This is a genomic window from Azospirillum sp. A29 (assembly GCF_042604625.1).
Taxonomy (GTDB): domain Bacteria; phylum Pseudomonadota; class Alphaproteobacteria; order Azospirillales; family Azospirillaceae; genus Azospirillum; species Azospirillum palustre.
Genome location: NZ_CP170466.1, coordinates 813,719 through 831,740, shown reverse-complemented (window position 1 = coordinate 831,740; position 18,022 = coordinate 813,719). Strand labels below are relative to the sequence as shown.

At 67.5% G+C, this 18,022-nt stretch carries 15 protein-coding genes and 1 pseudogene; 12 read left to right on the top strand and 4 right to left on the bottom strand.

Going from position 1 to position 18,022, the window contains the following annotated elements:
* The first annotated feature begins 7 nt into the window (after positions 1-7).
* From ABNQ38_RS18725 to ABNQ38_RS18705, 5 genes are all read left to right on the top strand, one after another.
* Positions 8-262, top strand: coding sequence for a hypothetical protein (locus tag ABNQ38_RS18725; RefSeq protein WP_377809693.1), 255 nt, complete (start codon positions 8-10; stop codon positions 260-262).
* A 131-nt stretch (positions 263-393) separates the two neighbouring features.
* Positions 394-2,376 (top strand): malto-oligosyltrehalose trehalohydrolase, encoded by a 1,983-nt coding sequence (gene treZ / locus ABNQ38_RS18720; protein WP_377809692.1) that lies wholly within the window; start codon positions 394-396, stop codon positions 2,374-2,376.
* A 28-nt stretch (positions 2,377-2,404) separates the two neighbouring features.
* Positions 2,405-4,471 carry an amylo-alpha-1,6-glucosidase gene (locus ABNQ38_RS18715; protein WP_377809691.1) on the top strand — a complete coding sequence of 689 codons (2,067 nt, stop codon included), beginning with the start codon at positions 2,405-2,407 and terminating at the stop codon, positions 4,469-4,471.
* Between the two features lie 574 nt (positions 4,472-5,045).
* Positions 5,046-5,432, top strand: a complete 387-nt coding sequence (locus tag ABNQ38_RS18710; protein WP_377809690.1) for a hypothetical protein — start codon at positions 5,046-5,048, stop codon at positions 5,430-5,432.
* A gap of 136 nt (positions 5,433-5,568) precedes the next feature.
* Positions 5,569-5,931, top strand: coding sequence for a hypothetical protein (locus ABNQ38_RS18705; RefSeq protein WP_377809689.1), 363 nt, complete (start codon positions 5,569-5,571; stop codon positions 5,929-5,931).
* A gap of 36 nt (positions 5,932-5,967) precedes the next feature.
* Here ABNQ38_RS18705 and ABNQ38_RS18700 read toward each other — a convergent pair whose 3' ends face one another.
* Positions 5,968-7,611 carry a polysaccharide deacetylase family protein gene (locus ABNQ38_RS18700; RefSeq protein ID WP_377809688.1) on the bottom strand — a complete coding sequence of 548 codons (1,644 nt, stop codon included), beginning with the start codon at positions 7,609-7,611 and terminating at the stop codon, positions 5,968-5,970.
* A 315-nt stretch (positions 7,612-7,926) separates the two neighbouring features.
* On the opposite strand from ABNQ38_RS18700, the gene ABNQ38_RS18695 reads away from it, so the two are divergent.
* The gene (locus ABNQ38_RS18695; RefSeq protein ID WP_109047496.1) at positions 7,927-8,295 is read left to right on the top strand and encodes a DUF2934 domain-containing protein; all 369 of its coding nucleotides are present in this window, start codon (positions 7,927-7,929) and stop codon (positions 8,293-8,295) included.
* A gap of 27 nt (positions 8,296-8,322) precedes the next feature.
* Here the strand turns inward: ABNQ38_RS18695 and ABNQ38_RS18690 are convergent, their stop codons facing one another.
* The gene (locus ABNQ38_RS18690; protein WP_377809687.1) at positions 8,323-9,657 is read right to left on the bottom strand and encodes a L,D-transpeptidase family protein; all 1,335 of its coding nucleotides are present in this window, start codon (positions 9,655-9,657) and stop codon (positions 8,323-8,325) included.
* 487 nt (positions 9,658-10,144) lie between these two features.
* Between ABNQ38_RS18690 and ABNQ38_RS18685 the strand changes: the two genes are divergently transcribed.
* A complete protein-coding gene (locus tag ABNQ38_RS18685) occupies positions 10,145-10,684 on the top strand; it encodes a DUF882 domain-containing protein (RefSeq protein WP_246307211.1) in 540 nt (179 codons plus the stop codon).
* A 585-nt stretch (positions 10,685-11,269) separates the two neighbouring features.
* Here ABNQ38_RS18685 and ABNQ38_RS18680 read toward each other — a convergent pair.
* Together ABNQ38_RS18680 and ABNQ38_RS18675 are read right to left on the bottom strand one after the other, a co-directional pair.
* Positions 11,270-11,525, bottom strand: a pseudogene (locus ABNQ38_RS18680) (helix-turn-helix domain-containing protein); the annotation flags it as partial.
* A gap of 541 nt (positions 11,526-12,066) precedes the next feature.
* Positions 12,067-12,816 (bottom strand): hypothetical protein, encoded by a 750-nt coding sequence (locus tag ABNQ38_RS18675; RefSeq protein WP_377809686.1) that lies wholly within the window; start codon positions 12,814-12,816, stop codon positions 12,067-12,069.
* 153 nt (positions 12,817-12,969) lie between these two features.
* Here ABNQ38_RS18675 and ABNQ38_RS18670 point away from each other — a divergent pair, with 153 nt between their 5' ends.
* The 5 genes from ABNQ38_RS18670 (at position 12,970) to accC (ending at position 17,905) form a co-directional block, all read left to right on the top strand.
* On the top strand, positions 12,970-14,442 hold the full coding sequence (locus ABNQ38_RS18670; RefSeq protein WP_377809685.1) for a dynamin family protein: 1,473 nt from the start codon (positions 12,970-12,972) through the stop codon (positions 14,440-14,442).
* 187 nt (positions 14,443-14,629) lie between these two features.
* The gene (locus tag ABNQ38_RS18665) at positions 14,630-15,457 is read left to right on the top strand and encodes a substrate-binding periplasmic protein (RefSeq protein ID WP_377809684.1); all 828 of its coding nucleotides are present in this window, start codon (positions 14,630-14,632) and stop codon (positions 15,455-15,457) included.
* A 166-nt stretch (positions 15,458-15,623) separates the two neighbouring features.
* A complete protein-coding gene (gene aroQ / locus ABNQ38_RS18660) occupies positions 15,624-16,073 on the top strand; it encodes a type II 3-dehydroquinate dehydratase (RefSeq protein ID WP_098740164.1) in 450 nt (149 codons plus the stop codon).
* A gap of 22 nt (positions 16,074-16,095) precedes the next feature.
* On the top strand, positions 16,096-16,545 hold the full coding sequence (gene accB, locus ABNQ38_RS18655) for an acetyl-CoA carboxylase biotin carboxyl carrier protein (protein ID WP_098740163.1): 450 nt from the start codon (positions 16,096-16,098) through the stop codon (positions 16,543-16,545).
* A gap of 19 nt (positions 16,546-16,564) precedes the next feature.
* Entirely contained in the window at positions 16,565-17,905 is a 1,341-nt protein-coding gene (accC, locus tag ABNQ38_RS18650) for an acetyl-CoA carboxylase biotin carboxylase subunit (protein ID WP_109047376.1), read from the top strand.
* Positions 17,906-18,022 lie beyond the last annotated feature (117 nt).

Sequence of the window (18,022 nt, the reverse complement as noted above, 5' to 3'; positions counted from 1 at the left end):
GAGACAGATGGAGCTGGTCTATGCCTATCCCGCGGAGCGCGGCCGGGGCGTGGAGGCCGAGATCGTCGGCAGCCTGCGCGACCGCTTCGGCGATGTCGTGCAGCGGGGGCGGGAGGAGCGGGACGCCGAGCGCGGCGACCGCTCCGACGTGGTGGTGACGCTGGAGATCGGCGACGACAAGGTCGAGGCGGCGCTGACCGCGCTCCGCGCCCACCCGCTGGTGATCGACGCCGCCGCACGGAGCTTCGGCGAGCGGGTTTGAGCGATGCTGCCGACCCCGCCGCCGAATCCATAGGCTTCGAAACAATTTTCCGGACCTGCGCGACCACGCCGCCCTGTCCCTGTTGACCGACCCACAGGGGACGTCCGCATCACTCACCGGGGGCACTTGCCGTGATCATCTCCGCCGCACTTCCGCCTGTCGAACAGGCGCAGGCCACGGTCGAACGCCGCTGGCCCATCGGGGTAGAACTGCTTCCCGGCGGCGCCCATGCGCGGGTCTGGGCGCCGAAGGCCGGTCGGGTCGAACTGGTCTCCGAGCCGGACGGACATGCTACAGAGCTGACGGGCGAGGGGAACGGCTATTTCTCCGCCGCGGTGCCGGGGCTGGAGGCTGGGGGACTCTACCGCTTCCGGCTGGACGGCAAGGAGACGCTCTATCCCGACCCGGTGTCGCGTTTCCAGCCGGAGGGGCCGCACGGGCCTTCGCAGCTGGTCGATCCGCACCGCTTCGCCTGGAGCGACGGGGACTGGCAGGGCCGCGTCATCCGGGGGCAGGTGATCTACGAGATGCACATCGGCACCTTCACGGCAGAAGGGACCTGGGACGCCGCGCTGGCGGAGCTGCCGGCGCTGGCCGATCTGGGGGTGACGGTGCTGGAGGTGATGCCGGTGTCGGAGTTCCCCGGCCGCTTCGGCTGGGGTTATGACGGGGTGAACCTGTTCGCGCCGACGCGGCTCTATGGCGATGCGGACGCCATGCGGCGCTTCGTGAACGAAGCGCATCGGCTGGGCCTCGCCGTCATCCTCGACGTGGTCTACAACCACTTCGGCCCGGACGGCAATTACCTGAAATGCTTCGCCGACGACTACTTCACCGACCGCTACAGGAACGACTGGGGCGAGGCGATCAACTTCGACGGCCCCAATTCGGAGCCGGTGCGGGAGTTTTTTCTGACCAACGCCGCCTTCTGGATCGAGGAATACCACCTGGACGGGTTGCGGCTGGACGCCACCCAGTCGATCAATGACGGCAGCGAAGCCCAGGGCAAGCCACACATTCTGACTGAAATCTCGCGTGCCGTGCGCCAAGCCGCCGGCGGGCGCGCCACCATTGTCGTGGGGGAGAACGAGCCGCAGCATGCCAGCATGGTGAAGCCGGCCGAAGAGGGCGGCTGCGGACTGTGCGCCATCTGGAACGACGACCTGCACCATTCGGCGATGGTGGCGCTGACCGGCCGGATGGAGGCCTACTACACCGACTATCGCGGCACACCGCAGGAATTCGTGTCGGCGATGAAGTACGGCTTCCTCTACCAGGGACAGTGGTATCGCTGGCAGCGCAAGCGGCGCGGCATGCCGGCCTTTGGCGTGCCACGCCCGGCCTTCGTCAGCTTCCTGCAGAATCACGACCAGATCGCCAACTCCGCGCGCGGACTGCGGTTGCATGCGCTGACCACGCCGGGCCGGCTGCGGGCGATGACGGCATTGTTCCTGCTGGGCCCTGGCACACCGATGCTGTTCCAGGGCCAGGAATTCGCCGCCAGCGCCCCCTTCCTCTATTTTGCCGACCACAAGCCGGATCTGGCCGGACTGGTCGAGAAGGGCAGGGCGGAGTTCCTGGCCCAGTTCCCCAGCATCGCGGGGCCGGCGATGCTGGCGGCTCTGCCGAAGCCGCATGCCGAGGACAGCTTCACCCGCTGCAAGCTCGACCATCGCGAGCGGGAAAGCAACGCCGCGGTCTGGGCGCTGCACCGCGACCTGTTGCGCCTGCGCCGCGAGGACCCGGTCTTCGCCGCCCAGTGCATCGGAGGGCTGGACGGCGCCGTGCTGGGGGAGGAGGCTTTCGTCCTGCGCTTCTTCGGGGAAGGGGGCGATGACCGGCTGCTGCTGCTCAACCTTGGCCGCGACCTTACCCTGACTGTGATGGCCGAACCGCTGCTGGCGCCACCCCTCGACGGCGCCTGGACGGTGCTGTGGTCGAGCGATGAGCCCGCCTATGGCGGTTGCGGCACGGCGGCGGTGGAGCAGCCGGACGGAGCGTGGCGGCTGCCCGGCCATGCGGCGCTGGTTTTGGGACCGGCACATGGCTTTTCGACGGAAAGCGACGATGAGGGAGGCAACACAACCCCGGTCATCGTGGTTTCCCAAGGATAGGAAACCGATAGCTGAGCATAGGTCCACCATGGCTGATTTCGTCCGCACCCTGTCACGCGAGGTCCTGAACACCGGTCCGAAAGGTGCCGAAACCCGTGAATGGCTGGTTGCCAACGGTCTTGGCGGCTATGCGTCCGGGTCGGTGTCGGGGGCGGTGACACGGCGTTATCACGGTCTGCTGATCGCCGCACTGCCGGCCCCGCTCGGCCGTGTGCTGATGCTGAGCCAGTTGAGCGACGTGGTCATCGACTCCGACGGTCACCGCTACCGGCTGAGTTCCCGCGACACTGGTGGTGATCCAGGCGGCGGCGATGCGGCCGGCGGCGAAGCGGGGGAGGAAGGGCAGACCGCCGCCCTGCAGGAATTTCGCATGGAGACCGGGCTGCCGGTCTGGCGCTTCCGTGCCGGCGGGGCGGTGATCGAGAAGCAGCTCGTCCTGCCGCACGGCCAGAACATCGTCCACGTCACCTACCGGGTGATGGAAGCGAAGGCACCGGTACAGCTGCGGCTGCGGCCGGTGCTGGCCTTCCGCACGCTGGAATCGGCGGTGGACCGGCCGCTGGCCGGGGCCTATCGAATCACCGCGTCGGGACAGCAATATGAGGTCTCGGCCGGGCCCGACCTGCCGGTGCTGCGCATGGCGATCGAAGGCGGCGATTTCCCGATGACGCTCGACGGCGGCATCCGCCGCGACGTCTATTACCGGGTAGAGGACGAACGCGGCTACCAGTCGCGCGGATCGCTGTGGACGCCGGGCTATTTCAGCGGCGAGGTCGGGGCGGGCCAGAGCATCACCTTCGCCGCCGCGACCGAGGAATGGTGGCGGCTGGAGGCCCTGCCGCCGGCCGATGTGCTGGGGTTCGAGGCGGAACGCCGCCGCCGCATCATCCAGAACGCCCATCCTAGCTTGCGCGACGGCGCGATGGCGGAACTGGTGCTGTCGGCCGACAGCTTCCTCTTCGTGCCGGCCGGCCGTGTCGCCGACCAGATGCGGGCGCGGGCGGAGGGCGACGAGGTGCGGACGGTGATCGCCGGCTACCACTGGTTCACCGACTGGGGCCGCGACACCATGATCGCTCTGGAGGGGCTGACGCTCGCCACCGGACGCCATCTGGAGGCGGGGTGGATCCTGCACACCTTCGGCCACTACATCCGCGACGGCCTGATCCCCAACATGTTCCCCGACGGCAAGGACCGCGGGCTGTACCACACCGCCGACGCCACGCTGTGGTTCTTCCATGCGCTGCACCGCTATCTGGGCGTCACCGGCGACCGCGACACGCTGCGCCTGCTGCTGCCCAAGCTGCGCGAGGTGATCGACTTCCACCGTCGCGGCACCCGCTTCGGCATCGGCGTCGATCCCCGGGACGGGCTGCTGCGCCAGGGCCAGGAGGGTTACCAGCTGACCTGGATGGACGCCAAGGTCGATGACTGGGTGGTCACGCCGCGCCGGGGCAAGGCGGTGGAGATCAACGCGCTGTGGCACAACGCCCTGCGGCTGACGGCCGGCTGGCTGCGCGAGGAGGACGGCGAGGCCGCCGCCCGCCCGCTGGAGGAGCTGGCCGATCAGGCGCGCGCCTCGTTCAACGCGCGCTTCTGGTGCCCGTCCGCCGGGCATCTGTTCGATGTGGTGGATGGCGAGCATGGCGACGACATCGCCTGCCGGCCCAACCAGATCTTCGCCGTCTCGCTCGACCATCCGGTTCTGGAGCGCGAGCGCTGGGAGCCGGTGGTGGAGACGGTGCGCAAGCACCTGCTGACCCCGTTGGGGCTGCGGTCTCTGGCGCCGGGCTGCCGCGACTACAAGGCGAAATATTTCGGCGATCTGCGGGCGCGCGACGCCGCCTACCACCAGGGCACCGTCTGGGGCTGGCTGATCGGCCCCTATGTCGATGCCTGGCTGAAGCTGCATCCGGAGGACAAGGCGGGTGGGCGCCGGCTGCTGGAGGGTTTCCTGCCGCATCTGGACGAGGCCGGCATCGGCACCATCAGCGAAATCTTCGATGCGGAGGCGCCCTTCACCCCGCGCGGCTGCATCTCGCAGGCCTGGAGCGTGGCGGAGGTGCTGCGTTGCTGGGTGAAGACGGAAAGCTAGGCGGCGCCGGGGGTTGCGGACGTCACCCACCCGAAGGTCATAGGGCGGCCGATGGGGGCCGCCCTACCCGCAACGATGGTGCAATGCCCTTGGGAGCAGTTGTCAACAGGGCACAACAGGGTGTGAAATCGCAGGGTCCGGCGGAATGTGACAGATTTCAGTTGACACGCCACTGAGGCGCCGACAGCCGGAAAAGCGTGATTATTCATATAAATCAGGCGGTTGTGCAGATTGCCTGATTTTTGGGCAAACACAGTGGGCCCCTTGAATCGCCTTGCGCGAATCGGGACTGCCCACGGCTTGCCCACACAGTTATCCACAGCCTCTGTGGAGACCGCGGGCGAGGCCGGCGGCCAAGCCCTTCGTCGTGCCTATCCAATGAACCTGTCCATAAGATGCCTTTACTTTGGGCAGGGATGGGGCGGCGCTCAGCGCAAGGGGGTAACCGTATTGGATTTTAGCCAGACCGGAGAAAGCATCCTATAGTTCCAGCATCGGTTCCTTCGGTAACCCGACTGGACCAGTCGAAGCAGACCGTACGGGGTGCGGCAGAACAGCCAGAGCGGAGGTGCCAATGCGGAGCGTTGTGCGGGGCGTCGCCGGCTTGCCATATCCGGCCGTCCGATTTGGGCCGGGCCGGTCCGGATGGGCGGACGGCGATACCGTCGCCAAACCGACCGAAGCGCCGGCACGGGGAGTCCTGGGCGGGCTGCCCGCCGTGGTCGGTCCGCTGCTGGGCGCGTCGGTGCTGGGCGCGCTGATCCTGCATCTCATGGCCAGCCTGGTTGCGCAGCTTCCGGCCGCCGATGCGCTGGGGGCCTTGTCGGTGATGGTCGGCATGGCGGTGGTCCTCGTTACCCTGCTGCCCTTCGCCTTGCTGTCCTTCAGGCGGGCGCAGCGGGCGTGGGCGGCAATTCAGGGCTTCGGGCAGGAGACCGGGCAGGGCGCCGGCCGTCCCTGAGGCATCAGGCTTTCTCCTGACGGAAACCCGACAGGATTTCGTTGCTACGCGAAGCGTGCCCGCGTTTAATCTCGGGCGGGGGCGGCATTCGCTCTTCCGTCCGTCGCAAGCGGGGGCGGCTTTCCGGGGGCGCGGTATGGGGCTTTTCGATTTCCTGAAGGTCTCGGTGGCCGACAAGAAGGCGGCCAAGCCGGCAGCCCGCATGCCGGTCAGCGTCATCCAGTGCGACGGAAAAAGCTATCCCATCGTGTCGCTGACGCCCAAGGGCTTCGTCGCCCGCGGTTTCGACGGGTCGCTGGTGGTCGGGCAGAATGCCAAGGTGTCGGTGCGCGTCGACGATGCCGCCGGAAAATTCACCTTCAACGCCACCGTTTCGGTGGTGGAGATCAAGGGCGACAGCGTCGGTGCGACCTGGAGCATCCTGCCGACGGAAGTCGATGCGGTGATCCGCCAATACGCCCAGAACCGCAAGAAGCAGGACGGCAAGTCCGCCCGCTGAGTCCCATAGGATGGCGGTCGGGTGGCGGGCGGGGCCTTACTGGCGGCCGCTGGCCTCGTCCCCGCCCGGCGAGGGCATGCCGGCATTGACGATCTTCGGCAGAGCCAGGACGCGCGCCCGTTCCAGCCATTCCGACAGGGTGACGAACTCGCAGCCCTTGGCTTTCAGTTCGGCGATGACGCGGGGCAGGGCCTGCGCCGTGCTGGGATAGGTGGAGTGCATCAGGAAGACGTTGCCCGGCAGTCCGCCCAGCTTGATCTGGCTGACGATCTTGTCGGCGTTGCGCACCTGCCAGTCGCGCGTGTCCACCGACCACAGGACGGAGCCCATATGCTCGTCCCGCGCGATGGTCAGCAGTTCCTCCGAATAGCGGCCATAGGGCGGGCGGAACAGCACCGGGTTGGCGCCGAAGCTGCGCAGGATGCGGTTGGTCTCCGCGATTTCGTAGCGGGCGCCAGTGGCGTCCATCTTGCGCAGGTCGGAATGGGTCAGGCTGTGGTTGCCGATCTCGTGCCCGGCGGCAACGAAATCATGGATCAGGTCGCCCTGCCGCTCGGCGATGCGGCCCACCGGGAAATAGGTGGCGCGCACGCCTTCCTGGTTCAGGATGTCCAGGATCTGGCGGGTGACCGTGCGGTGCGGCCCGTCGTCGAAGGTCAGGGCGCAGAGGTTCCAGTTCTCCCGCTTCAGCGTCGCCGGCATCACGTCATAGCGCGAATCCGGCATCACCGAGCGCAGCCGGCCCTTGCGGCGGCTGTGCTGCTCGATGTCCGCCATGGTGCGGGCGTCTTCCTCGTTGTAGATGATCAGCCCGTCGGCCGGCGGCGTAGCGTTGGCCACCGACGGCGGCGGCGGGGGCGCCAGCGGAGCGGCGACAGCCGATCCGATCGGCGCCAGGACGGACGAGGTGGTGGTCGTCACCGTCTCGCGGTTGCCGGCCGGCTGCGGCGGCTTGGCCTCGGTCGGTATGGCTGCCGGCAGGGGGGCCGGCGCCGGGGCGACCGCCACGGTCACGGCCGGCGGCTTTGCCGTTGCAGGGGCCGACGCAGCGGGCGCAACAGGGGCCAATGCCGGAATTGCCGAGGCGCCGCCCGCTGCCGGCGCGGACGGAGCGGTTACAGTGGCAGCGGCAGTGGCGGTCGCCGCCTTCTCCGCCGGCTTTTCGGCCATGGCCGGCCGGTCCACGACAAGACAGCCGAAGCCGGCACCGACGATCCGCCGGCACAGCGCCCGCGCGTCCGTCCCCTTGCCGACTTGGGCGTAGAGCGCCACGCCCGCACCGCTCTTCCCATCCAGCTGCATGACCGATGCGGTCAGGCCCGCCGTCAGGTCCCGCTCGCGCTGCTGCAAATTCTTCCAGCTCAGCCACGCATCGCCGTCGCGGGAATAGATGCCCAGCTGCAGAACCGGACCATCGGGCGCCGGGGCGGCCGCGGGCGTGGCGGCCTGCACCGGAGCTGCAGGCTTCGCCTCCACCCTTACGGCGGACGGGCGCTTCGCGGCGGGCTCTGCAGCAACGGTGGGCAGGGCAGGCAGGCCGAGGGCGCAGGCCAGCAAAGCGACCTTGAGCATGCCGGCGCGGCCCAGCGGGGCCAGGGCGCCGTCATGGCTTCGTACGGCGTCGGTCGCCCGGAATAGGGTGCTGGTTGAGGCGGGATTCGGCCAGGAAATGCGCAACATATCGGTCCCGTCGCTTGGCCCAGCCACTGTCTGTGGACCGCCGGTTGATGGCGGTGCAATATCATCACGATGGGGTTAATTCAAACGACAAGCGGCGGAATTGTGGCGGCTTCGCCGCTTTTCACAGGGGCGTTGCCGTTCGGAAACGGTGACGGGTGCGGGCAGTACGAAAGCATAGAGCGGAAGCGCGCCGGAACCGGCGGGGGAGCGGCGGGGTTCATTACAGGACCGGCGGGGCTGACCGGGGCGGCAAGTGCCGCCGCGCGCCGTTCCCGCCTCCCTCCGCAAGGCCCACCCGTGAAGGAGACGACCCGTATGGCCGAGGATTTGGAAAGCCGCATCCGTCGGCGCGCGCACGAGATCTGGGAAAATGAAGGCCGGCCGGAGGGTCGTTCCGAGGCCCATTGGGAACTGGCCAGCGAAGAGATCGCCATCCAGGACAATTATCGTGACACGCTGAAGCCCAACCCTGCCGGCGGTCCGGAAGCGACGGCGATGCGCACCGAGCCAGTCGAGCCGGTGCTGAGCATCGCCAACCAGGGCGAACAGCCCGGCCTCGCTGACCAGGGCGAAGAGATGGGCATCCCGATGCGCGGCGACCGCGACGTCTGGCCGACGCCGGAAGAGGCGGCATCGACCGCCGTGCCGCCCAACCGCAGCAAGAAGACGCGGCGCCGGGCCTAAAGCAGGCGCCGCGCGGTCCGGCCGTCTTCAGACGCTGGACTTGTCAGCCGACTTTTCCGCCGTGCCGCTCTTGTCCAGCGGCATGGCGGCGCGGCCCGCGTCGGGTTGCCGGCCGGCAGGCGGCATGGCAGCCGGAGCCGGGGACAGCGCGGGGGCCGCGGCGGGCGTGGTGCCGGGAAGCGCGCCGGGCGGCGGCGCCGGAACGGACACCGTGGCCGGCGCGTCGTCCAGACGGTCATAGATGTCCGGATGCAGGCGGACCGCCCCATCGGCCTCCACCGTCGCGATCCAGTAGACGAACTGCACCGGCATCGGTGTCGCCAGCTTGACCCATTGCGGCTGCTGCTTGTTCAGCATGCGGTCGATCCGCTCCGGCGTCACGCTGGTGCCCTGCAGCAGCAGTTCGGCCAGTTTGCGCGGATCCTCCAGACGGACGCAGCCGGAGCTGATCGAGCGCAGTTCGCGGGCGAACAGCCGCGGCTCGTTGGTGCCGTGCAGATAGATGTCATAAGGGTTGGTCAGGTTGAACCGGAAGCGGCCGAGGGCATTGTGGTCGCCCGGCTGCTGGACGATGCGGACGCGGCCCGGCGTGACGTCGTGCCAGTCGACCGTTTCCGGCGCCACCTCCTGCCCGTCGAGATAGACGATGGCGTTCTGGATGCCGGGCGTGCCCTTGGCGCGCAGGTTCGGCAGCTTGTCTTCCTTCAGAACGGTGGGCGGCACCGTCCAGGTCGGGTTGACGATGACGTGGGTGATGCGGTCGGTCAGCAGCGGCGTCTCGCGCGACGGCCGGCCGACGATGGCGCGCATCGTCAGCTCTTCTTCCCCGCCGCGGACCAGGGTGGTGGTCTGGTTGGTCAGGTTCACCACCAGGATATTGTCCGGGGCGGTGTCGCGGAAGCTGCGCATCGCGACGGCGCTCTGCCGCATCAGCGCCGCGGCCTCGGCCGGCGTGCGGTCGAGCGCCGCCCGGGTGCCGGCGCCGATCAGCCCGTCGGGCTTCATCCGCTGGGCGAGCTGGAAGGCCTTCACCGCGCGGTCGACGTCGACGGTGAACACCTCCGACACCTTGTCGGCCGGCAGCAGGCCGAGCTCGGCCAGGCGCTGAGCCAGCCGGCCGACACGCTCGCCGCTGCTGCCCAGCTTCATCAGCCCGCCTTCCCCGATCCGGGTGGAGGTCTGCACAGGGGCCTGGTCCAACTCCACCGCGGCGGCATCCAGCCGGTCGGCCCACTGGGTCAACGTGTCGCGGTAGGGCAGGGCGTCCGCCGGCCCGGCCCCGAGCAGCGCTATCGCCGATGCGGCGGTCAGCGCCAGCAGGGCCAGCTTGCGGGACATGCGGAGGTCGGCGGAAGCGATCATGGCGGCACCTTCTGTCACTGTGGTCCAGCGAAGCATCGGAATGGATGCACCGCTGCCCTCCCGATCAATTTATGCAACGCAATAATGGAAGGCGAGGCGCGCGGCGAGAAATCCGGTCGATCATTCTTCCGGTGTGATCTTCCTGCCGCCGTCCTATGACCCACCTATGCAAGAAGGTCACACTGTGAAATTTTTTAATTGCCTCAGCCGATGACCTTCCCTATACGAATATCCGTCCGGAGACGATTCACACCAGACGGGACGCTTCGGATCAGCGTTGGTCATAAGGCTGATACTATCACCGCGGGCGCCCGCGCGACCCGCCAAACGCCGAACGGCCACAGCGTAGAACGGCAAAAACGTAAGACGACGAGGTTCGGGGATGCATTTGGGGGATGATGAGCGTGCCGCACCGGCAATCGGGCGGCGCGGGTTCCTTGGTTTTGCCGCGGCAGCGGTATCTGCGGCTCTTCCGGCCGCATCGGGGATGATGACGGGGGTCGCCACCAGCGTGGTGACGGGTGTGGCGACTGCACCGGTCCTTTTGGGATCGGGCTCTGCGGAAGCCGCTCCCCTGGCCGGCAGCGTCCGGCGCCTCAGCCTGCACAACATCAACACACAGGAACGGTTCGACGGCGTCTATTGGGCCGACGGCAATTACAAGCCGGACGCGCTGCGCAAGCTGGACGTGCTTCTGCGCGACCACCGCGCCAAGCAGGTCTGCCACTACGACCCGCGCCTGTTCGACCTGCTCGCCCGCGTTCACCAGAGCGTCGGCTCCGACGATCCGTTCGAAGTGATCTGCGGCTACCGCTCCCGCCGCACCAATGCGATGGCCCGGCGCCGGTCGCGTGGCGTCGCGAAGGAGAGCTATCACACCCGCGGCATGGCCATCGATATCCGCCTTCCCGACACCCAGCTGCGCGCCATTTCCGAGACGGCGAAGGGGATGCAGTCCGGCGGTGTCGGCTTCTACCCGCGCAGCGGCTTCGTCCATCTCGACGTCGGTCCGGTCCGCAGCTGGTAAAGCCGCGGGCAATCGTGCCCGTCCTGTTATGAGAAAGGCTCCGCATCGGCCGATGCGGAGCCTTTTTCTTTTGCTGCCAGCCGAGCGCAGCTTTTTAACTGCCGGACCTGGATCAGCTTCTCGGCGACGGCTTGGACGCGCGCGCGATGTCGGTCGGGTCCCACACCGCGCCGTGACGCCGGCGCGACTTGCTCTGGCTGGCGGCATCGGCCGACTTCACCGGCTTGACCCGCGGCGCGTCGCTGCGCACCGGACGACCAGCCTTGCGGGTGCTTTCCCCATCCGGCCCGGCGGCGAGGATCTCGGTGTCGGCAAGGCGGCTTCCCCCGTTGACCGATGGCTGTGGGCTGCCCGATTGAGAGGATGCATCCGGCTCGCCGTCCTCACCCTCGCCTGGGCCTTCCGGCGGCTCCTTGATTTCGGGGGAGAGGGCCGAGAGCAGCGACAGCATCTCGTCCGACACATGGGAGGGAGCGGCGCGCCACAGGCGCAGCAGTCGCGCCTCACGCCGGCTGATCTGGCTGTCGCTGTCGTCCGACTCCTCGAAACCGCCGCGTGAGCGGCGTGGGCTGTCGGCGTCATTGTAGGTATCGAAAAAGAAGCTTACGGGAACGTCCAGAACCTGGCTCAGCCGATACAGGGTGCCCGCCGAAATACGGTTGGAGCCGCGTTCGTATTTCTGGACCTGCTGAAAGGTCAGGCCGATCGCTTCGCCCAGTTTTTCCTGGCTCATTCCCAGCAGGGTCCGGCGCATCCGCACCCGTTGCCCGACATGGGCGTCCACAGACCAGGACTCCGGCGATCCGCGTCGTCCTCTTTTGCGCGCCGTCGGTTCACTCATGTCCATTGGTCTCCGCTGTCCAGTCTTCCGCGGCCTATCTTTACGATAATGAAAAGATTGTTCACACATTCGTTGAAGCGATTCAAGAGAAAACTTCTGAATATTGGTGTGTGTTTGTCATATTCCGATAGGCATTGGTGGTGGTGCAGCATTCGCAGGGGTTGTCATATTACAGCTTTGTATTATTTCAGCGCCGCTGAGAAGCAATTGCGCCAAGCCTCTGTCGGATCCCTGCATTCATCCCTTTGCGGAAATCACCGAGTCTTTCGGTTCATCCATTCGTTCAGGCGATAGCTTTTTGTTTATAGAAATTCCGTGATCGGAAACGGATGGGATTTGCACCGCCACAAATGGTGGAGAAGAACCTTCTGGTTGTAATAAATAAACCGGGAGCGGAGAGAAACTTTCTTCTCTCAAGGCCGATACAGTCCGTCACGCTGCGTCCGGACCGGGCCATTCGGGCCGCATGGTTGGCCAGACAAGCGTTAATACATAATTAACCTTATTAAGCCGCCGTTAACCGGGGTCCGGAACCGGCGATTCAGGGTCGTGGCAGCCGTGGTGCGTGACTATCCGTATCGGCCTTCCGGGTGCTCCTCGTTCGGGCAGTGCCGGACGGGTGGGGGACCTCCATCGCCCAGGGGCCGCCGGCCATGGCGAAGCCTTCCACATGGTCGCGCAGCTTCTGGACCTGGGACGGCGTGACGGTGCGGCCGAAGCGGGATTTCAGCAGGGCAGCCAGCGCCCCGCGGGTCGGCCGGACGCCGCCGGTCGACAAAATGCGGTAGGCGACGAAGGCCTCGGCATAGAGCCGGATGCGGTCGGGCCGTCCGCGCAGCTGCGCCGCCTGGGCGGACGGGCTGCCGTCCAGATGGTCGGTGAGCCGCGCCTCCGCCTGCGCCACGGTCAGGTCCGGCAGGTCGGCGGCCACCGGCTCCGGCGGTTCGGGCCGGCCGATGGAATCGCGCAGGCGCCGCCGGCGCTGGCGCTCGCGGTCGCCGGCCCGCAGCCGCTCGGCATAGGCCGGGTCGGCCGCCCGCCGTTCGGTGCGGCTGCGGTTGGACTTCGCGGCACGCTCCGCCTCCCGCGCCCGCAGCATCGGGTCGCGCAGCAGGAAGGCCAGTTCGTCCGCGGTCAGCCGATGCGCCTGATCGGCGTCCGCCGGCAGGGGGCCGCCGTCGCGGATCTCCTCGCGCCCGCCACCCGTGCTGTCGTTCTGGCCGCCGTCCTGACGGTCGCTGTCGTCCATCGCCGGGAAACGCGTGTCCGCCCGGTCCTGTTCCCGCGGCATTTCGCCCGGCCCCGTTTGGATGCCCCCGCCCCGGCTCTCTGTTCGGAAAATCCCCGGACCGAAGATGAGGGAGATTTCATGTCCGGTGCCGGTCCCGCCCGTGCTAGAGAGGGGCCGTTCTTTTCGGCCCGTGCAACAGTGGATTCGCCCGCCATGACCCCCCGGCAAGCCCTTCAGCAGCGCCTTGCGGCTTTGGATGCCCATCTGCGGGCGGAAAATCCCAACCTGCTGCCGGTCCTCCCGACCTTCCGCGCCTTCGACCGCATCCTGGCCGGGCTGGGGCTGATCGACCGCCATGAATCGCTGACCACCCGCATTCCCTGGTGGCCGATGGTCGCGGTGCTCGGCACCTTCTCCGCCGGCAAGTCGACCTTCCTCAACGGCTATCTGGGCGAGGTGTTGCAGAACACCGGCAATCAGGCGGTGGACGACAAGTTCACCGTCATCTGCCACGGTCCGGAAACCCGCAAGGAAGCGCTGCCCGGCACCGCGCTGAACGCCGACCCGCGTTTCCCCTTCTATCGCATCGCCGACGAGATCGAGAAGGTTGCCGCCGGCGAGGGCAAGCGGATCGACAATTACCTGCAACTGAAGACGCTGGCCGGGACGCGGACCAAGGGCAAGATCTTCATCGACTCGCCGGGCTTCGACGCCGACGACCAGCGCCGTTCGGTCCTGCGGCTGGTCGACCACATCGTCGAGCTGTCGGACCTCGTGCTCGTCTTCTTCGACGCCCGCCATCCGGAACCGGGCGCCATGCAGGACACGCTGCGCCATCTGGTCGCCAAGACGGTCAACCGCGCCGACGCCCGCAAGGTCTGCTACATCCTCAATCAGGTCGACACCACCGCCAAGGAGGACAATCTCGAGGCGGTGTTCGGCGCCTGGCAGCGCGCCATCGCCCAGGCCGGGCTGGTGTCGGGCCGCTTCTATGCCATCTACGACCAGCGCTCCGCCGTCGACATCGAGGATGACGGCCGCCGCGCCCGCTACCAGGCGCGCCGCGACCACGATCTGGCCGAACTCCAGACCCGCATCAACGAGGTCGAGGTCGCCCGCGCCTATCGCATCATCGGCTCCATCGACAGCCTGACCAAGGAAGTGGAGGGGGAGGTGCTGCCCAAGCTGCGCGAGGCGATGGCGATGTGGCGCCGCCGCGTGCTGATCGGCGACGCGGTGTGGGGCGTGCTGCTGCTGGCGCTGCTGGGCGCCGTCGTGCAGACGCTGGGCGGCGGATTCGGCGCCTTCCTCGGCTGGCTGTCCGAGTCCGGCGACAGCGGGCTTCCGCTGCACCTGATCGGCACCGCGCTGCTGCTGGGCGGGCTGTTCCTGGCCGGGCATTTCAAGCTGCGCCAGTTCTTCGCCCGCCGCATCGCCGCCACCTTGAGCGACCGTTTCGGCGACGTCGACCTGAATCTGCGGCAGGCCTTCCTGCGGAACACCCGCTTCTTCCGTTCGATCTTCGCCAGCCAGCCGGCCGGCTGGGGCGGGCGGGCCCGCAAGGCGATCTTCGCCATCCGCGAGGCGACGGCGGTGCATGTCCAGCGCATCAACGACCTCTACACTGATCCGGCCGGCCGCCGTGTGCGGGACGCCGCCGCCGGCCCGGCCGCCGCGGCTGAGTGACCGTAAGCGACCGCAAGCCGGCGGCGGGTGTCGGCGGCTCTTTACAGTGCGGCGTGCAGGCCGTTAGATCTCAGCGATTGGATCTTGGCCGGCGCCGTGCGACCGCGGCGCCGGACCCACCAGCGGGCGGCCAACGGACTTGCGGGATTCGGCAAACGGGGCGATAGGCACGGTGAGACCCTCGGCTGTGGGCATTGTCCTGGCCGGGCTGCTGCTGCTGTGCATTGCCCCGGCTCAGCCGCAGGCGCAGGTCCCCGGCCCGGAGGCCGGCGGCAGGGAACCCGCTCCGGCCCCCTACACCGGCCTGGATCTGGTGACCGGCAGCGACTATGCCCCCTACACCGGCGACGACCTGCCGGGTGGCGGGCTGGTGACCGATCTGGTCCGCCGGGCCTTCGCGGTCGGCGGGCGCCGGTACGACGTGCGCTTCATGCCGTGGAAGCGCGGCTATGACGGCGTGGTGGCCGGCCGTTTCCTCGCCACCTTTCCCTATATCCGCACGCCGGAGCGCGAGCGGGAGGTGCTGTTCTCCGACCCGGTGATGGAGGTGCGGCAGTTCGTCTATCTGTCGAACCGGTCCGGGATGGAGTTCCGCGGCCGGGGCGGGGCCGGCGACTCCGGCGGGCTCGAGGATTTCCAGGGGCGGACGATCTGCCTGCCGGTCGGCTATGCCCTGCCGGCCGGGCTGGAGGCGATGGTCGGGCAGGGCCGCCTGACCCGGCAGACCCCCTCCGACCTGGGAGCCTGCGTGCGCATGGTGGCGACCGGGCGGGCCGACGTTCTGGTGATCGATGAGTTCAGCGGCGCTGCGGCGATTCAGCGCTCCGGGCTGGCCGACGACATCCGGGTGGCGGAGCGGCCCTTCGCCGTGGTGACGCTGCATCTGGTGGTCGGACGCGGCACGCCGGGGGCGGAGACGACGGTCGCCGACTTCAACGACGGGCTGAAGGCCCTGAAGCAGCGGGGCGTTTACAATCAGCTGCTCGCCGGCCACGCGCTTCGGCCTGCTCCCTGATATTGCTGGAGTTTTTCCTGGGGGTTCGCGCGGTCTTCCGGCCCTGCCGCGGCGATTTTCCGGATTTGGGCGCGCTTTTCCGCGCGGAAGGCCCCCGTCGCCATGGACAGGACGGTGCTTCGTGATATAAACGCGCGGTTTCGATCATGGAAAAGGGGCGCGGGCTGTGGCCATCGACGCGTCGATTCTGGTCCTCAATGGGCCGAACCTCAACATGCTGGGTGTGCGGGAGCCGCAAATCTACGGGTCGATGACCCTGGACGAGCTGGAGGCCGCCTGCCACGAGCGTGCCGACACGCTGGGTCTGACCGTGGATTTCCGGCAGTCGAATCACGAAGGCGAACTGGTTTCGTGGATTCAGCAGGCCCGCACGGAGAATGACGGCATCGTCATCAACGCCGGCGCCTATACCCACACCTCGGTCGCGATCATGGACAGCCTGATTCTGTCGGATCTGCCGGTGATCGAGGTCCATCTGTCGAACATCTTCAAGCGCGAGCCGGTCCGCCATCATTCCTACATCTCGCCGGTGGCGAGGGGGATGATCTGCGGGTTCGGGCCGCACGGGTATCTTCTGGCGCTGGACGCCATCGCGAACATCATCGACCGCGATTAAGGAAACGGGAACGACTGACATCATGGCGAGCTTCGACATCGACGGCGATCTGGTCCGCAAGCTGGCGGACCTCCTGCGTGAGACGGGCTTGAGCGAGATCGAGTTCGCCGAGGGCGAAAAGCGTATCCGCGTCACCCGCCCGACCGCCGCCCAGACGGTCGCCGTCCAGGCAGCCCCGGTCCTGGCGGCCGCTCCGGTCGCCGTGGCGGCGCCGGCCGCTGCAAAGCCGGCCAGCCATCCGGGTGCCGTGACCTCGCCGATGGTCGGCACCGCCTATCTGGCGGCCGAGCCGGGCGGCACGCCCTTCGTCCGTCCGGGCGACGTGGTCAAGGCCGGCCAGACCATCATGATCATCGAGGCGATGAAGGTCATGAACCCGATCAAGGCCCCGCGCGGCGGCACCGTCGCCGAAGTGCTGGTGTCCGACGCCCAGCCGGTCGAATTCGGCGAAGTTCTCCTCATCATCGAGTAAGCGGGGCATTCCCTTGGCGATGTTCGAAAAGATCCTGATCGCGAACCGTGGTGAGATTGCGCTCCGCATCCACCGCGCCTGCCGCGAGATGGGGATCCAGACCGTGGCGGTGCATTCCACCGCCGACGCCGATGCCATGCACGTCCGCCTCGCCGACGAAAGCGTGTGCATCGGTCCGGCGTCCGCGCGCGACAGCTACCTCAACATTCCGGCCATCCTGTCGGCGGCGTCGATCACCAATGTCGACGCCATCCATCCCGGCATCGGCTTCCTGTCCGAAAACGCCCAGTTCGCCGAGATGGTGGAGGAGCACGGCTTCACCTTCATCGGTCCGACGCCGGAGCATATCCGGATCATGGGCGACAAGGTCACCGCCAAGAAGACGGTGATGGAGCAGGGGCTGCCGGTGGTGCCCGGCTCCGACGGTCCGGTGACATCGCTGGAGGATGCGGAGAAGGTCGCCCACGAGACCGGCTATCCCGTCCTGATCAAGGCGGCGGCCGGCGGCGGCGGCAAGGGCATGAAGGTCGCCCGCAACCCCGACCAGCTGAAGGAAGCCTATCAGCTGGCCCGTGGCGAGGCGCGCGCCGCCTTCGGCAACGACGAGGTCTATCTGGAGAAGTATCTCGGCCATCCGCGGCACATCGAGATCCAGCTCCTTGGCGACACCCACGGCACCTGCGTGCATTTCGGCGAGCGCGACTGCTCGGTCCAGCGCCGGCACCAGAAGGTCATCGAAGAGGCGCCGAGCCCGGCGCTGAACGCCGAACAGCGCGCCTTCATCGGCGAGCTGGCGGCCAAGACGGCGGCGGCCATCGGCTACCGCGGCGTCGGCACGATGGAGTTCCTCTACGAGGACGGGCAGTTCTATTTCATCGAAATGAACACCCGCCTTCAGGTCGAGCACACCATCACCGAGATGATCACTGGCATCGATCTGGTTCGCGAGCAGATCCGCGTCGCCGCCGGTGCGCCGCTGGGCTACGGCCAGTCGGACATCCGCTTCGAAGGCCATGCCATCGAATGCCGCGTGAACGCCGAGAACCCTGAGACCTTCATCCCGTCGCCGGGCAAGATCGACGGCTATCACGCGCCGGGCGGACTGGGCGTTCGCGTCGATTCCGCGCTGTATGACGGCTACCGCGTGCCGTCGCATTACGACAGCCTGATCGCCAAGCTGGTCGTCCACGGCACCACGCGGAACGAGTGCCTGATGCGCCTGCGCCGCTCCATCGAAGAGTATGTGATCGGCGGCATCCAGACCACCCTGCCGCTGCATGACCGCATCATCGCGCAGCAGGCTTTCATCGACGGCAATTACGACATCCATTGGCTGGAACAGCTGATGGCGAAGTCCTGACCGCTCGCGGCATTTTCACATATGTGGAAATGCTGCGGCAGAATGTCGCAGTCATGGAACCCCTCTCTCCAAGTCGAGAGAGGGGTTTTTCTTTATTAATGTTTTCTGATGTCGCGA

What these genes read in the sequence shown, in the direction of transcription:
- ABNQ38_RS18675 (WP_377809686.1), bottom strand. Translation starts at nt 12,816, where the DNA reads ATGCCGCGGGAACAGGACCGGGCGGACACGCGTTTCCCGGCGATGGAC.
- ABNQ38_RS18690 (WP_377809687.1), bottom strand. Translation starts at nt 9,657, where the DNA reads ATGATCGCTTCCGCCGACCTCCGCATGTCCCGCAAGCTGGCCCTGCTG.
- ABNQ38_RS18705 (WP_377809689.1), top strand. Translation starts at nt 5,569, where the DNA reads ATGGGGCTTTTCGATTTCCTGAAGGTCTCGGTGGCCGACAAGAAGGCG.
- ABNQ38_RS18715 (WP_377809691.1), top strand. Translation starts at nt 2,405, where the DNA reads ATGGCTGATTTCGTCCGCACCCTGTCACGCGAGGTCCTGAACACCGGT.
- accB (WP_098740163.1), top strand. Translation starts at nt 16,096, where the DNA reads ATGGCGAGCTTCGACATCGACGGCGATCTGGTCCGCAAGCTGGCGGAC.
- ABNQ38_RS18700 (WP_377809688.1), bottom strand. Translation starts at nt 7,611, where the DNA reads ATGTTGCGCATTTCCTGGCCGAATCCCGCCTCAACCAGCACCCTATTC.
- ABNQ38_RS18670 (WP_377809685.1), top strand. Translation starts at nt 12,970, where the DNA reads ATGACCCCCCGGCAAGCCCTTCAGCAGCGCCTTGCGGCTTTGGATGCC.
- ABNQ38_RS18710 (WP_377809690.1), top strand. Translation starts at nt 5,046, where the DNA reads ATGCGGAGCGTTGTGCGGGGCGTCGCCGGCTTGCCATATCCGGCCGTC.
- ABNQ38_RS18685 (WP_246307211.1), top strand. Translation starts at nt 10,145, where the DNA reads ATGATGACGGGGGTCGCCACCAGCGTGGTGACGGGTGTGGCGACTGCA.
- ABNQ38_RS18725 (WP_377809693.1), top strand. Translation starts at nt 8, where the DNA reads ATGGAGCTGGTCTATGCCTATCCCGCGGAGCGCGGCCGGGGCGTGGAG.
- accC (WP_109047376.1), top strand. Translation starts at nt 16,565, where the DNA reads ATGTTCGAAAAGATCCTGATCGCGAACCGTGGTGAGATTGCGCTCCGC.
- ABNQ38_RS18695 (WP_109047496.1), top strand. Translation starts at nt 7,927, where the DNA reads ATGGCCGAGGATTTGGAAAGCCGCATCCGTCGGCGCGCGCACGAGATC.